General features: G+C 37.8%; 13 protein-coding genes. 3 read left to right on the top strand and 10 right to left on the bottom strand.

Translation table 11 applies throughout. The features are described from left to right. Positions 1-285 precede the first annotated feature (285 nt). The gene (metG, locus tag M0D58_RS00065) at positions 286-2,322 is read left to right on the top strand and encodes a methionine--tRNA ligase (RefSeq protein WP_248392446.1); all 2,037 of its coding nucleotides are present in this window, start codon (positions 286-288) and stop codon (positions 2,320-2,322) included. Positions 2,323-2,558: 236 nt separating this feature from the next. On the opposite strand, the gene M0D58_RS00060 is transcribed toward metG, so the two are convergent. The 5 genes from M0D58_RS00060 to M0D58_RS00040 form a co-directional block, all read right to left on the bottom strand. Beyond that, positions 2,559-3,260: a class I SAM-dependent methyltransferase gene (locus M0D58_RS00060; protein ID WP_248392445.1), complete on the bottom strand. Its 702-nt coding sequence runs from the start codon at positions 3,258-3,260 to the stop codon at positions 2,559-2,561. 475 nt (positions 3,261-3,735) lie between these two features. Further along, positions 3,736-5,328 carry an MFS transporter gene (locus M0D58_RS00055; RefSeq protein WP_248392444.1) on the bottom strand — a complete coding sequence of 531 codons (1,593 nt, stop codon included), beginning with the start codon at positions 5,326-5,328 and terminating at the stop codon, positions 3,736-3,738. A gap of 150 nt (positions 5,329-5,478) precedes the next feature. Continuing rightward, positions 5,479-6,594: an HlyD family secretion protein gene (locus M0D58_RS00050; protein WP_248392443.1), complete on the bottom strand. Its 1,116-nt coding sequence runs from the start codon at positions 6,592-6,594 to the stop codon at positions 5,479-5,481. A gap of 21 nt (positions 6,595-6,615) precedes the next feature. After that, on the bottom strand, positions 6,616-7,926 hold the full coding sequence (locus M0D58_RS00045; RefSeq protein ID WP_248392442.1) for a TolC family protein: 1,311 nt from the start codon (positions 7,924-7,926) through the stop codon (positions 6,616-6,618). Positions 7,927-8,015: 89 nt separating this feature from the next. Further along, a complete protein-coding gene (locus M0D58_RS00040; RefSeq protein ID WP_248392441.1) occupies positions 8,016-8,861 on the bottom strand; it encodes a helix-turn-helix domain-containing protein in 846 nt (281 codons plus the stop codon). A gap of 68 nt (positions 8,862-8,929) precedes the next feature. Here M0D58_RS00040 and M0D58_RS00035 point away from each other — a divergent pair, with 68 nt between their 5' ends. Then, complete coding sequence (locus tag M0D58_RS00035; RefSeq protein WP_248392440.1) at positions 8,930-9,403, top strand: Mpo1 family 2-hydroxy fatty acid dioxygenase; 474 nt, start codon at positions 8,930-8,932, stop codon at positions 9,401-9,403. 90 nt (positions 9,404-9,493) lie between these two features. Here M0D58_RS00035 and M0D58_RS00030 read toward each other — a convergent pair whose 3' ends face one another. Next, the gene (locus M0D58_RS00030) at positions 9,494-10,561 is read right to left on the bottom strand and encodes a DUF2891 domain-containing protein (protein ID WP_248392439.1); all 1,068 of its coding nucleotides are present in this window, start codon (positions 10,559-10,561) and stop codon (positions 9,494-9,496) included. A gap of 235 nt (positions 10,562-10,796) precedes the next feature. On the opposite strand from M0D58_RS00030, the gene M0D58_RS18130 reads away from it, so the two are divergent. Then, on the top strand, positions 10,797-10,934 hold the full coding sequence (locus M0D58_RS18130) for a GxxExxY protein (RefSeq protein WP_345892704.1): 138 nt from the start codon (positions 10,797-10,799) through the stop codon (positions 10,932-10,934). Positions 10,935-11,054: 120 nt separating this feature from the next. Here the strand turns inward: M0D58_RS18130 and M0D58_RS00020 are convergent, their stop codons facing one another. The 4 genes from M0D58_RS00020 to dnaA all read right to left on the bottom strand — a co-directional run bounded on the left by M0D58_RS00020 (position 11,055) and on the right by dnaA (position 14,254). Then, the gene (locus tag M0D58_RS00020; RefSeq protein ID WP_248392437.1) at positions 11,055-11,753 is read right to left on the bottom strand and encodes an SAM-dependent methyltransferase; all 699 of its coding nucleotides are present in this window, start codon (positions 11,751-11,753) and stop codon (positions 11,055-11,057) included. 5 nt (positions 11,754-11,758) lie between these two features. Next, the gene (locus M0D58_RS00015; RefSeq protein WP_248392435.1) at positions 11,759-12,259 is read right to left on the bottom strand and encodes a nuclear transport factor 2 family protein; all 501 of its coding nucleotides are present in this window, start codon (positions 12,257-12,259) and stop codon (positions 11,759-11,761) included. 1 nt (position 12,260) lies between these two features. After that, positions 12,261-12,707, bottom strand: coding sequence for a low molecular weight protein-tyrosine-phosphatase (locus M0D58_RS00010; protein WP_248392433.1), 447 nt, complete (start codon positions 12,705-12,707; stop codon positions 12,261-12,263). Between the two features lie 92 nt (positions 12,708-12,799). Beyond that, the gene (gene dnaA, locus M0D58_RS00005; protein ID WP_248392431.1) at positions 12,800-14,254 is read right to left on the bottom strand and encodes a chromosomal replication initiator protein DnaA; all 1,455 of its coding nucleotides are present in this window, start codon (positions 14,252-14,254) and stop codon (positions 12,800-12,802) included.

Below are 14,254 nucleotides of genomic sequence, written 5' to 3'. Positions count from 1 at the left end.
AGCCTGCTGCAATTTAAAAAAAAAACATAATTATCTTAAATTTTTAAAAAAATTTGTTAAAATTATGTAAATTAAACGATGAATTAATATTAATCCACTAGTTATCAATATATTAATACAAAATATGCATCGCATAGCACAACATTAAAATTAACAAAAAGTTAAACATGAGTTTAACTAAATGTAATATCCGATCGTATTAATAGACTATAAAACACTTTAAAAAAGACACCTTATACTATTCCGCAGATATTCGTTATCTTTGCAGACTAAAACTTACTATAAATGTCGAACAGAAAGATGATTACGGCAGCCTTGCCTTATGCAAACGGCCCGGTTCATATAGGACATTTGGCAGGTGTGTATATTCCTGCAGATGTATATGCAAGATTTCAGAGAAGATTGGGAAAAGATGTAGCGTTTATCTGTGGTTCAGATGAACACGGAATCCCTATTACTATAAGAGCAAAAAAAGAAGGAGTCACTCCTCAGGATATTGTTGACAAATACCATGAAATCATTAAAAAGTCTTTTGCGGATTTAGGAATTTCATTTGACGAATATTCAAGGACTACCTCTAAAAATCATTATGAAACCAGTCAGGACTTTTTTAAGGTTCTTTATGAAAAAGGAAAATTCACGGAAGAAATGTCTGAACAGTATTTTGATGAGCAGGCCGGGGAATTCCTAGCAGATCGTTATATTGTAGGAACATGCCCGAATTGCGGTAACGAAAATGCTTACGGTGATCAGTGCGAACGTTGCGGTTCTACGCTCTCTCCTTCAGAATTGATTAATCCTAAATCAATGCTGAGCGGAAATGTTCCTATCCTGAAAGAAACAAAAAACTGGTATCTCCCATTGAATGAATATGAAAATTTCCTGAATGAGTGGATCATCGAAGGCCATAAAGACGACTGGAAACCAAACGTTTACGGACAGGTAAAATCATGGCTGAATGACGGACTGAAACCGCGCGCCATGACCCGCGACCTCAACTGGGGCGTTCCTGTTCCGCTTCCCGGTGCAGAAGGCAAAGTATTATATGTATGGTTTGATGCTCCGATCGGGTATATTTCTTTCACCAAAGAATGGGCAGAGAAAAACGGGAAAGACTGGAAAGACTACTGGCAAAGCGATGCGTCTGATCTTGTACATTTTATCGGAAAGGATAATATCGTGTTTCACTGTATTATTTTCCCAAGTATGATGAAGGCGCATGGTGACTTTATCATGCCTGCCAATGTACCGGCATTTGAGTTTTTGAACCTTGAAAATGACAAAATTTCAACCTCAAGAAACTGGGCCGTCTGGGCACACGAATATGTTGAAGATTTTCCCGGACAACAGGATGTTTTGAGATATGCCCTTCTCTCATCAGCTCCGGAAACAAAGGATAATAATTTTACGTGGAAAGATTTCCAGACCAAAAATAATTCTGAGCTGGTAGGAATCTTCGGGAACTTTATCAACAGGGTTGCGGTTCTGATTCATAAATATTATGACGGCGTTATTCCGCAAGGTGATGTTAATGCACCTGAATTACAGGAAATCAGTAAATCGGCTAAAGAAATTTCAGGCTTCCTGGAAAATTATGAATTCAGAAATTCGTTAACAGCTTTAATGAATTTAGCACGTTTCGGAAACCAGTATCTTCAGACTGAAGAGCCATGGAAAACCATTAAGGATAACCCTGAAAAAGCAGCTCATTCATTATTTGTAGGCGCACAAATCGCCGTTGCTTTAGCACAGTTGTGTGAACCGTTTATGCCTTTCAGTTCTGATAAGTTACTGAATATGTTTAATGTTGAAAAGCAAAGCTGGAAGGATGTTGAAACAAAATCTGTTTTAATTGAAACCGGACATACCATCAACGAAGCATCTCTCCTTTTCTCAAAAATTGAAGATGATGTAATCGAAGCCCAGATTCAGAAATTAGAACAGACGAAACAGAATAATAAAAAAACCAATCCAAACGCCAACCCTATGAAAGAAGAGATCACTTTTGATGATTTTACAAAAATCGACCTGAGAACAGCCACGATCCTTGAAGCTGAAAAAGTGGAAAAAGCAGATAAATTATTAAAGCTGACTGTTGATACAGGGGTTGACGTAAGAACCGTTGTTTCAGGGATTGCGGAAAGCTTTACGCCGGAAGAAGTAATCGGAAAGCAAGTGATGATCTTGTTAAATCTTGCACCGAGAAAAATCAGGGGTATTGAATCGCAGGGAATGTTGTTATTGACAACAAAACCGGACGGTAAGCTTTCTTTTGTAACTCCGGATGACAGCAATGTTGAAAACGGGATTGAGATTGGATAATCCATCATTCTTAAATAAACAGAATCCACATGAAAACTCATGTGGATTTTTGTTTTATTGAATGCTTCGACAGTCTCACCATGACATGTCTAATACTTATTTGATTATTAAAATTAACTTTTCTTAAATCTTAATTGAATCTTAATTGTTAAAAAATTGAAACATTAAGGTTATTTAAGTGGTTAAGATTATTAAGAGATTGCTTCGTCGCTTTGCTCCTCGCAATGACTTATATTTTATTTCGTCAGCCTTGCCAGATAAGCATCTTCATCCTTAAGCAATTTTTCGATCTTAAAACCGTTGTTTTCAGCAGCATTTTTCAGGGTATTAAAATCAAGATACAGCCATTTGATCGGGTCTTCCGATTCTCCTTTGTAATGAACGATATAATCCAGTTCACCATAATAGCCTTCCGCCGGAATATACACCCCTCCGTCTTCATCACGGTCAAACATATAGAGAATATCGGTACTGTCGATCAGGATCTGTCCGTTTTCATTCAGAAGTGAGTGCAGTTTTTTAAGATAGAGATCAATCACCTGAAGGCTTTGGAAAATTCCGGTTCCGTTCATTAATAAAAGGATCGTATCAAAAGTTTCACCGGAGAATTGCAGCATGTTTTCAGCTACAGCTTTTTTTATTCCCCTCAGCCGGCACACTTCTATGGATTTGGGAGAAATATCCAGGGCTGTTACGTCAAGGTTTCTTTCATTCTGAAGATATAATGAATGTGAACCCGCGCCGGCACCAATATCCAGGACTTTTCCCCGTGACAGTTCCAAAGCTTTCTGTTCGATTTCATTCATTTCTTCAAAATCCCGGAAGAGATATGCAACCGGAAGCTCATCCAGTTCGGAGATTGAAGTTTCAGTCTGCAGATCCTGAGGATTTTCCTGATGGTAATAATCCCGGATCGCCTTTCCCATAAGGTCTTTCATAATGCTAATTCTGACTGTAAATATAGCTGTTTTTGATGTATTTTCAGAATGCTGTTCAGGTAAGTTATGAACGCAATGGTCACAAGAAAATATTTATAATACGTCTGTTTAAACTTTTATAACCACAACAGGTAGTGTGCTAATATGCAATTAATTCTGATGCTAATTTGCATATTAAGACTAAGGCAGTATCATCAAGATGATTGCATCGTACGTCACAAGCATCATGTTAGCCTCGACATAAGCATCTTGCTCCGTACGGTCAACGCTGCTTAGATCGGGCGGTCAACGCATCTTCAAAGGTACGTTCAACACACCTTCAAAGGTACGGTCAACGCACCTTCAACAGTACGGTCAACACCGCATTGAAAAATAGCAATTTGCGTAAACCTATTAAGACAATTCCGTAAAATGCAAAGCTCCATTCTATAAATAAAATGAAGCTTTGACTAAGTAAATGAAAAACAAGGTATCGTTATAGCGCAGGCCCTGCTGCGTCTTTTATTTCTTCTAAAAGTTTTTTTCTTTCACGGAGCCTTCTTCTGGCGATGACCGATTTACCCGTAAGCATTCTTATAAAACGCGTAGAGACAAAACGTTCTTTACCGAAATGATGGGTAAACACGTAGATCAACACACCGATTCCGGCCAGAATGATATATCCGAATATTTTTTTGGTAGCAATGATAATGGCATTCAGCTGAATGAGCTTCATGTTACCCGCAACATTTTGCGGCGATACGGTCATCCCATCCATATATACCGACAGATCACCGACAGCCACTACCTGAAAACGGTACTGAAACCAGGAATACAGTGCTGAAAAAACACCTACTGCCAGAAATGTTCTCCAGACCAGCACCAGACCAATGGCAGCAAGCATTTCATCCATCTCAAGTTTGTCCAGCGTATAAAACCATACGGAAATAAAAAGTGCTCCCATTCCATATCCTTTCAGGAACATGGGAAGATACCAGTAGCTATAGCTGAACTCCAGCACCATGGAAAAGTACATAATGATCGCATATCCCAACATAGCGGCAAAACCCGAAAAGATGAACATTTTCAGAGGGATTTCTTTTTTAAACCAGAAAATAGCCGTTACACCTGCCAGGATCAAACCGGGAATCATTAAGAGATTCAGTTTCGCATTGGTCAGCTGATCATATCCCAGTACCCCTACTGCAAAAGTATTCTGTAACGAAGTCGTTCCTAAAAACATGCCCAGGCAAAAAAGCATGAATAGACCGTGCTGAACATTATTTTTGGTGAAAATTTTAAAAGACAAATACGGTCTTTTTAAAGTAAACTGCCGTATCGCAAGCAATGAAAAACTCGCAAAAGCTGCAATTCCTGCATTGATAATTTTGTTTGAATGAAGCCAGTCCTGCTGTTTCCCGAACGAAAAAACATAGGCCGAAAACATAAAGGTTGCCACAAAAAGCAAAACACTCAGCCAGTCTATATAATGTAGCGGAACTTTTAAGGCAAAATATCGATCATGCATAAAGATCCAGTGCAGCAGCGCCAGTACGAAACATCCAACTGCAGCAATGATATAAAACTGTTGCCAGTTGTACCGGATAGAAATGTCCACGGCATAGTAAGCTGCTACCTGATTGAGCACCAGAACGAAAGTATAAAATGCGCCATAAAACATTCCGCGGTTTCCAATCATCGCCATCAGCGGAAGAAACAGCTCTATCGTAACCATCATTTTTAAAAACCCGATCAGGAGTGAGCTGAACACAAAGATCATAGGATCATAGGTTGTGGAATTCAGGTAGCTTAACAATCCTAAAAGCACCAGCAAAACCGTCATTTTATCCCGGACCTTAAATCTCATTTTCATCCTGAGAACAATCGGCATACAGGCGCCCATTCCGATGGTTGTTGCATAATTGGCCCACATGAAATATTCTGTCATCGCACCGGTTCCGTTTACGAGATAGCTGATGTTTCCGGTATACACTCCTCCCAACGGCATTACTACTGCAAGCAGCAATACGATAAGAAAAAGCTGTAGTGGCTTGGGAACCCAGTCGTTGTATAGTCCTTTGTTGTACATAGATTTTGTATTATGGGATAAGTGAAAAGTTAAAAAGTTAGAAGTTAGAAGTTAGAAGTTAGAAGTTAGAAGTAAAATTATAAAGGCTCAAGAGTTTTATGAATTTACAATCTGCTATACTTGGTCTTCTCACTTCTCACTTCTCACTTCTCACTTTTTACTCACTAAATTCACATTCATTCCGGCGCTCAGCTTATCGAGATCTGCTTTCTTATTGGCTTCTGTAAATTCTATTCTCACAGGAATTCTCTGCTGAACTTTAATAAAGTTTCCGGTGGAATTATCGGTCGGCACGCTGGAATATCTTGATCCGGTTGCCGCAGAAATTGCCGTTACCACACCTTCAAACTGTTTTCCGCCCAAGGCATCTACGGTCATCATCATTTTTTCGCCGATTTTCACATCAGGCATCTGACTTTCCAGAAAATTGGCAGTTACCCATTTCTGTCCGTTTAATACAATGGTAGCGACCTGCTGCCCGGGCTGTATCAGCTGACCTTCCGAAATGGTTCTTCGTCCCATCACGCCGTCATAAGGAGCGATAATTACGGTGTACGAAAGATTGATCTTGGCCATATCGAGAGCTGCTTTTGTTCTTTTAATTTCAGCATCATTAATCCCAAGTTTACTTTTCACCTCAGTTGTGGAAAGGTTTGCAGATTGTTTTTGGTTGATTAAGGTTTCATAAGCTGCTTTCTGTGCGTCATATTCGGTTTTTACCTGGTCGTACTGTTGTCTGGTCACGGCTTCGGAAGTCAGAAGATTTTTATACCGGTTGAGGTTCTGTTCTGCGTTCCATAATCTGGCTTTGGCACCGGCAATATTGGATTCCATAACATTGACATTATTGGATACTGTATTGACGGAAGAACTGGTTGCCGTTCTCTGGGCAAGAGCATTCTGGTAGGCAGCTTCCGCCTGTCCCAGCTGGGTAAGAATCTCGCGGTTATCCAGAATAACCAAAGTGTCACCTTTTTTTACAGGCTGATGTTCAATAAATTTAATATCTTTAATATAGGCCGAAACCCTGGTATTGATAGGATTAATAAACTCTTCCACCTGAGCTGCTTCCGTATACGTTTTATCGCCCACATGAAAATATTCACGGACCAGCCAGAATAATCCGAAACCAACGACCACAAATACTACGATATTGGAGATAATTGCTCGGAGTTTATTTTTTTTATTTTCTTTTTTCTTCGCTGCAGCACTGGTCTGTACTGGTGCCGAAGTTGTATTCTGAGTATTTTGTTCCTTGTTTTCCATTGTTTTATTTACCTTAAAAAATTATAATGTCCCTGTTGATTTCAGCAGATTGTAATATTGATACAGTACATTGATCTCTGCATTGGCATAATCTAATTCCGATTGTAATTTCTGATTCTGTGCATCGATCATTTCCGCCTGAACCGCAAGCTGATTCAGATATTTGGCTTCCGTAATCTTGTAGTTTTCTTCTGCTAATTTTTTAGCATCATTAAGAATTTCTGTCTGCTGAATGGATTCCTGATATTTGATGTAAGCGGCGTTAACGGCCATATCTACATTCTGCTGTGTCAGGGTTACCGCATCATTGGCCTGATTTTTCTGAAGCTCTCCCAATTTTACCCGTTCTTTAGTCTTATATAGATTATCAATATTATAGCTGAGGGAAATTCCGGTTTGCCATCCTCCGGAATACATATCCAGAACAGGATTTCTTGTCGTAATGGGTCTTTGCAAACTATATCCGCCAAAACCTGAAATGGTTGGCTTCTTATCGGTTTTAATGATTTCGATATTCTTATCGGCAACATTTACGTTGGTCTGTGCCGATTTCAGTAAAGGATTGTTATCGTGAGCAAGACTCAGATAATAGTCAATACTAATACCGGATTCTTTGTTCTCAAGACTTTCTACAGGAACGATTTCCGTATCCGGAGCTAATCCGAGGGCAACACTTAAATTATAATTGAGAATTTTTTTATTGTTGGCTAACGTAAGAATTCCCTGATCAAGGTTTTTAATTGCCAGCTCACCACGAATCACTTCATTACGGGTGACCATTCCCTGCTGATAGAATTTCTGAATATTTTTAAGCCTTTCCTGTGCCAGCTTTTTGTTATTCTGAAAAACTTTCTCCTGGTTTACAATTTTATAGACATCCAGATAATTGGAAATTACCAGAATTTTCACATCCTGTTTATTTTTCTCCAGATCAAGCTCGGAAAGCTGCTCGCGAAGTCCTGCCATTTCAATAGATTTGTTCACCAATCCTCCTTTAAAGATCAGCTGGGTTGCCTGAACAGCGTACGAGCTTCCATAATGAGGCATGGCAACATTTGTTGAATTTGAGAAATCCTTGTCAATTGCTACGGCGTCACCCAAATAGAATTGACTTGTAGATGCAGTGATATTCGGGAGTTTCTGAAGTTTTACAACATTTGTATTCTGTTTTGCAATATCAATATTCTGTGCAGAAACTTTCAGCTGCTGATGGTTCTGAAGAGCAAGTTCCGCCACTTCATTCGCTGTCATCTGTTTTATTTCCTGTGAAAAAAACAGCGCAGGAAAGACTGCCATCATTAATGACAGCACCGTTTTTATATTCTGTACCATTTTACCTTGTTTTACGAATGCAAAGTTATGGCACCCACGAACTCAAACAAATGTTTGAATTTTGGAAAAAGATGTTCAAATGTAGGATTTCAGTTTTCGAACTGATTTCTATACCGGGTTGGACTTTCGTCCAGATGTTTTTTAAAAAAGTGAGAAAAAGAATACTGATCACTAAAACCAAGAAGTGCAGAAATTTCGGAAACAGGCTTATTAGACGAGTTCAATAACACCTTTGCTTCATTGATAACAATTAAAGCAATGATCTCACTGGCGGATTTCCCGGTAACATTCTTAACAACCGATGAAAGATGTCTGGTAGTAATCGACTGCCGTGCGGCATAAAACTCTACACTTCGCTCAGTATTGTGATGTTTAGCCACATCATTCAGAAAAACAAAAACAATTTCTTCCTGCCTCGACATCTGGTTCATAGCGCTGCTGTCTTCTTTGGAAATAATTCCGGCCATCTGATAGCAGAATACGGAAAAAAGATGTTCCACAATCTCTTTTTTATAGGTCATTTCCGTTTCAGAATCCAAGATATATTTTAAGAAATTAACGCTTTTCCACACGACTTCCATTTCATCGGCATGAAAAGGAACGCCGATATTCATCTGCTGTCTGAAATACCGATATGTAATTAACCTGTTGAATTTTAATGATAATGCTGAGATAAATTCTCTTTTATAGGAAACCATTCTCGACTGGAAATCATCGCTTACAGAGATCATTTCATAGACCGTCTGCGGATCCGTAACCATAAACATATTCGCCGAAAGTTCCAGATCCCGGAAGTGCTGTTTCAGCTTTATCGTTCCTGATTTTATAAAGATAAACGCAGGATTTTCCGGACGGAAAGGTTTGTCGACAGCAATTCTCTCGAAAATATTATGTTGGGTAAAAATTTCAACCCCGAATTTTTCTAAGACAGACATAGAACAAATGTAAGCAATCTGCTGAGTGATTACAAAAATTTATTATTTTAGTGTTCCAAATTACAGCTATGAGAAAAATTGATTTGCTTTTTGCAGAATACAGTGAAAGCCACAGGAATTCTACCAACAAACTGATCCACTGGATTTGTGTCCCGCTGATTTTCTGGAGTATTTTAGGGTTTATTTCCCTTATTCCGTCAAAGTCAATCGGCTTTATCTACATTGGAGAAATCAGTTATGTAAGTTTTGCAGCAATTGCTTTAGTTACCATTTTTTACATGCGGCTTTCGGTTGTTATAAGTATCATCATGTTTATCCTGATGGTAATCATGGAAAGCTTTGCATACGGAATCAATATTAGGTTTAAAGAAAATGCATGGATCGTTTACCTCTCGGTTTTTGTGGTTACCTGGATTTTCCAGTTTGTAGGTCATAAAATTGAAGGAAAAAAACCATCTTTTCTGAAAGACTTACAGTTTCTCTTAGTCGGGCCGATATGGCTGCTAAGTTTTATTCTTAAAAAAACAGGAATCAGATATTAGAATTTCAGGTATGGAAGATGGGAGCCAGATGATGGAATTAGGCTCATAATCTATACCTTCCCTCTTCTTCCAGCATCATGCTTCCAGGCTTTAATCTTCAAGAGCATACACCGCAAAGCTGGCCAGCCAGTGGTCGCCTCCGTAATTTCCCTGGAAAAGCAGCGGAAGGCCGTTATTTAAAAATAATGCGGCTGTTCTCTGAAATTCTTTTTTCAGGGGATGACCGTTCGGAAGAGACTTTGCAATTCCCTTCATACACCATGCTTTTGAAAAAGATAATCCTACCAAATGTACCGTCTGATAATCTGACAAATCGCTTACAACAGGAATCTTTTCTATATTTTCGATACTGCGTTTCTCATAAAATGTATCCAGCCATTGTACAAATTCTTTCTGAGGCAGAACTCTTCTCATTAAATCTGCTATTTCGAGGCTCGGAGAAAAGAAATCCGATCCGTCAGGTTCAAGATAAGCAGGTGTTTTTTCATCTTTTAAATAAAAATATTTTGCCTTTTCGATCAGCTGATTTTCAAACTCCTTATCTCCGACCGACCTGGCCCAATCCAGCGCGAAAGCCATAGCAAAAGCACTGTTAGGGTGAACACCTGTTCTGTTAGGATAAGTCTGTTTTGGAAGGTAGGCTTTCCAGGCTGCCAGAATCTTATCTGTTAATGGTTTAAGGTTCTGATGCCAGATTTTTGCTTTAGGATGATTCCATGTCATAAGTTCCTCATCAAGTTTCAACAGCCATGCCCAGCCGTAGGTTCTTTCAAAAGTACCGGTAAGCTGATACTTTGTAAAATAATCTGCTTCCACCTGCAGGTTTTCTTTGCTGAATGACTGATCCAGCGTCTTTTCAATTTCTTTTGCTATGGCAAACCCAGGCTTTGTTTTCAATAAACGAACCAGCATCCAGTGTCCGTGTACCGAACTGTGCCAGTCGAAACAGCCATAAAAGCTGGGATGCAATACCTTCGGGCTTAAAGGAACTTCACTTTCATTGTTGATGATATGTGCGGTTTTGTTGGGATATTCCTGGGTGATGCAATGCAGTGGCTTTTCAGATAGTTTTATGGCCACCTCATCGGTAAGTTTCGGAACTTCCTGGGCAAACATAAAAAACGGATAAAAGACAATAGCTAAAAGACTTTTTTTCATTGACTAAAAATATAAAATTATTTCAAGTTTCTGTTTTAAAAAATTAAATGAGATTGTAATCTAATTCATTATTTGTAAATTTTTAAATTCGCAAAAACAATACAAATGGATGAAAATGAAATTTCCTTCTTAGTAAGAAAATGTATTTTAATGTATACAACAGTCTTGGACCAGGCCTTTTGGAAAGTGTATATTCAACAAAAAGTTTGATTTAAATTTTAGAATCGATATTCTGGTGGAAAATAAAATTATTTTAGAATTAAAATCTGTAAAAAGTATTGAAGAAATTCATTACAAGCAATTGCAGACTTATTTGAAACTTTCAGATAAAAGACTCGGATTATTGATTAATTTTAAACAACGAATATTTTAGATGGAATTAAGAGAATGGTTAATAAGTTATAATTTTCTCTCCCGCAGATTTTACAGATTAAGCAGATCAAATTTGCACTAAAAAAAATCTGCGGGAGATCAAGAAAAATAATTCATGCTTCTATTTCCCCAGTACAAATACTGCCGGAATTTTATGCAGTTCCGGTTTCTGTTTCTGCCACTCTTTTATGGTTTTGGTTTTGATAAACTCGTGCTCCGGATCATTAATATTAGCAGCAATACATAATTTTGTATTCGGTGACAAAAACTTGCAGAGATCTTCAAAAAGTTGATTGTTCCTGTAAGGCGTTTCCATAAAAATCTGTGAATAACCAGTCTTCTGAACCATCGTCTCGAGATGCAGAATCTGTTTTTTCTTTTCACTTTTATCAATCGGCAAATATCCGTTGAATGTAAATTCCTGACCGTTAAATCCGCTGGAAATTAGAGCCAGAATAATTGATGATGGCCCGGAAATAGGAATCACCCGGATATTCTTTTCGTGGCACCATTTTACCATGAGATTTCCAGGATCTGCAATACACGGAAGTCCTGCCTCTGAAAGCAGTCCAAAATCCTGACCTTTCAGCATCAGTTCCTGTGCTTCTTTGATATCCGCATTTTCCGTGTATTTATCTAAAAGAAAAAGTTTAAGATCCGATTGTTTTTTTTCAGGAGCAAAGAATTTCACCACTTTTCTTGCGGTTTTTTCATTTTCCACAAAAAAGTAATCAGTCTGCATGATGTAATCTTTTATCACTGGTGAAAAATGCGTGATAGAAGTATTTTCGGAAAGGTAAGCCGGAAGTAAGAAAAGCATTTATATTATTTTTTAAGTCTCTCTTGTAAAGAAGGTTGTACGTAATATTCTGTCATATCCATTGAAAAAGAAACTGATGTTATTTTCCATAGACCGTTGATCTTCATCAGTGTCCATATTTCTTTTCCCCAATTTAGCATCTTGCCATCGTACCAAAAGCTGTAGTCAAAATTAGCAGAAGCAATTGATCCGTCTTCTATAATTTTAACATTATCAAACCGCTCTTCAGATTTATTGTTTTTAAAACTTTTGATAAATGCTTTATAATTATCTGTAAAAAAACTTTTTTCATTGGGATCTTTTTCTAAAACTTTTCTGTAAGTCCGATCAGTATATACACCTGTCCAGAGAACAGGTTCCTGAAAAAGAGAAATAAATTTAGCTTCATCCCTCGTTTTAATGCAATTCATAAAATCAGTCATTACTTGTCTGATAGCCTTTTCATCTTTAGTCTGTCCGAAAATAAAATTACAGCTCAGCAAAAGTAAGATTAATATCCTTCTCATACTAAATTATTTGTTTTAAAATAGCTTCACAACCACGGTCCAGTAATTGGAAAACTTCTTCGAACTCATTCATATCTCCCCAATACGGATCCGGAACTTCAGCATTCTGATGATCGCCGAGCACTTCCAGAAATAAGGAAACTTTTTTTCGTTGATCTTCATTCCGTGCTTTGGAAACAACATCTGCCAATACATCCACATCCATACAGTAGATTTTATCAAAATTTTCAAAGTCCGCTTGTGTAATGGGTCTGGATCTTTGTTGGGAAATATCAATTCCGTGACGGATTGCGGTTTGTATAGCTCTTTTATCGGGATTTTTCCCTTCATGGAGTGAAATGGTTCCTGCAGAATCTATATAAAAATATTTGGGAGCTTTAGCTTTCATAATTCCTTCTGCTAAAGGACTTCTGCAAATATTTCCGAGACAGACCATCAGTATTTTCATGGCAATATTGATAATAATTAAATTCAGACAAAACTAAATAAAAAATGAAGAATAAAATTATTCTCCATTTTTAATATCTACATTGATTTTTTTTATTGCTTAATTCTTTCGGATAATTCCTTAACGTATTTTTTAACCTCTTTATCAATTTTAGAAACATCTTTAATCGTTTCGCAGGCATACATTACCGTAGAATGGTCTTTTCCACCCATTTCTTCACCGATTTTAGTAAAGGTTGCGTTTGTAAGCTCTTTCGCAAAATACATGGCCAGCTGTCTTGGCAGTGCAATTTCTCTTTTTCTTGTCTTGGATAAAAGCTGCTCTCTTTTGATTCCGAAGTAATCGCAAACCACTTCCTGGATATACGGAATATTGATGATTTTCTTCTGGTTGGCTGCAATCTTATTGATGGTATCCTTTAACAATTCAAGACTTAAATCTGACTTATAAATGGTAGAATATGCAATTACAGAATTGATCACTCCAATAAGCTCTCTTACGTTTGTTTTGGCTTCTGAAGCTAAGAAATCGAGCATATCTTCAGTAAGGACGATACCGTCTCTGCTTAACTTATCAACGATAATCTGTTTACGGGTGCTGTAATCCGGGGATTTTATTTCTGCGGAAAGTCCCCATTTAAAACGGGAAACAATTCTGTCCTGAATATCCATAATATCCGCCGGAGCTTTATCAGATGTAAGGATAATCTGTTTTCCGTTCTGATGAAGATAATCGAAAATATGGAAGAAACTATCCTGCGTTGCAGATTTACCGGAAAGGAACTGAATATCATCAATAATCAAAACATCCACCATCTGGTAAAAATTGGCAAATTCCGTTTGCTTATGAGCTTTTGCAGCCGAAATAAACTGCTGAATGAATTTTTCGGAAGACAGATATAAAACTACTTTATCCGGAAACTGGCTTTTTACTTCAAGCCCTACCGCCTGGCCGAGATGGGTTTTTCCAACTCCATAACCACCATATAAAAATAAAGGGTTGAAAGCTGTTGCTCCCGGTCTCTTTGCAATAGATCTTGCTACAGTTGCTGCAAATTTATTGCTTTCTCCTTCTACATAATTATCAAAAGAGAAATCCGATTTTAAGTTGGAATCAATATTTACTTTTTTGATTCCCGGCACTACAAAAGGATTGACGATATTTGATGAAAATCCCTGAGGCATTGTTTCCTGAACTTTAGGGGTAGGAACGGTTTTTCCTTTCATATTCATGGTAACCGGTTTTTCTAAACCTGAAGGCTTATTTTCCATTACCGAATACCATAATTTTACACCTTTTCCTATATTTTTCTTCAGGGCAGCAGAAAGCAAGGACAGGTAATTATCCTCAATATATTCCTTGTAAAAATCACTCGGGACCATTAATGTAAGATTGTTGTCAACCAAAGAAATTGGCTGCACTTTATCAAACAGTAAATCGAAAGATTTTTCAAGTTTTTTAAGATCAGAATTATCTTCAGCAGCGTTTAGATTATCGCGCATGAACTGAAGGCACTTCTGCCATGTCAACATTAAATTTTCATCCAT

Origin of the sequence: Chryseobacterium nepalense (genome assembly GCF_023195755.1) — a bacterium.
Taxonomy (GTDB): Bacteria; Bacteroidota; Bacteroidia; order Flavobacteriales; family Weeksellaceae; genus Chryseobacterium; species Chryseobacterium nepalense.
This window is presented reverse-complemented; position numbering and strand designations above follow the sequence as displayed.

Bases quoted from the DNA above. Each gene is read 5' to 3' on its own strand.
- metG (WP_248392446.1), top strand. From the start codon at position 286: ATGTCGAACAGAAAGATGATTACGGCAGCCTTGCCTTATGCAAACGGC.
- M0D58_RS00060 (WP_248392445.1), bottom strand. From the start codon at position 3,260: ATGAAAGACCTTATGGGAAAGGCGATCCGGGATTATTACCATCAGGAA.
- M0D58_RS00055 (WP_248392444.1), bottom strand. From the start codon at position 5,328: ATGTACAACAAAGGACTATACAACGACTGGGTTCCCAAGCCACTACAG.
- M0D58_RS00050 (WP_248392443.1), bottom strand. From the start codon at position 6,594: ATGGAAAACAAGGAACAAAATACTCAGAATACAACTTCGGCACCAGTA.
- M0D58_RS00045 (WP_248392442.1), bottom strand. From the start codon at position 7,926: ATGGTACAGAATATAAAAACGGTGCTGTCATTAATGATGGCAGTCTTT.
- M0D58_RS00040 (WP_248392441.1), bottom strand. From the start codon at position 8,861: ATGTCTGTCTTAGAAAAATTCGGGGTTGAAATTTTTACCCAACATAAT.
- M0D58_RS00035 (WP_248392440.1), top strand. From the start codon at position 8,930: ATGAGAAAAATTGATTTGCTTTTTGCAGAATACAGTGAAAGCCACAGG.
- M0D58_RS00030 (WP_248392439.1), bottom strand. From the start codon at position 10,561: ATGAAAAAAAGTCTTTTAGCTATTGTCTTTTATCCGTTTTTTATGTTT.
- M0D58_RS00020 (WP_248392437.1), bottom strand. From the start codon at position 11,753: ATGCTTTTCTTACTTCCGGCTTACCTTTCCGAAAATACTTCTATCACG.
- M0D58_RS00015 (WP_248392435.1), bottom strand. From the start codon at position 12,259: ATGAGAAGGATATTAATCTTACTTTTGCTGAGCTGTAATTTTATTTTC.
- M0D58_RS00010 (WP_248392433.1), bottom strand. From the start codon at position 12,707: ATGAAAATACTGATGGTCTGTCTCGGAAATATTTGCAGAAGTCCTTTA.
- dnaA (WP_248392431.1), bottom strand. From the start codon at position 14,254: ATGGATGAAAATTTAATGTTGACATGGCAGAAGTGCCTTCAGTTCATG.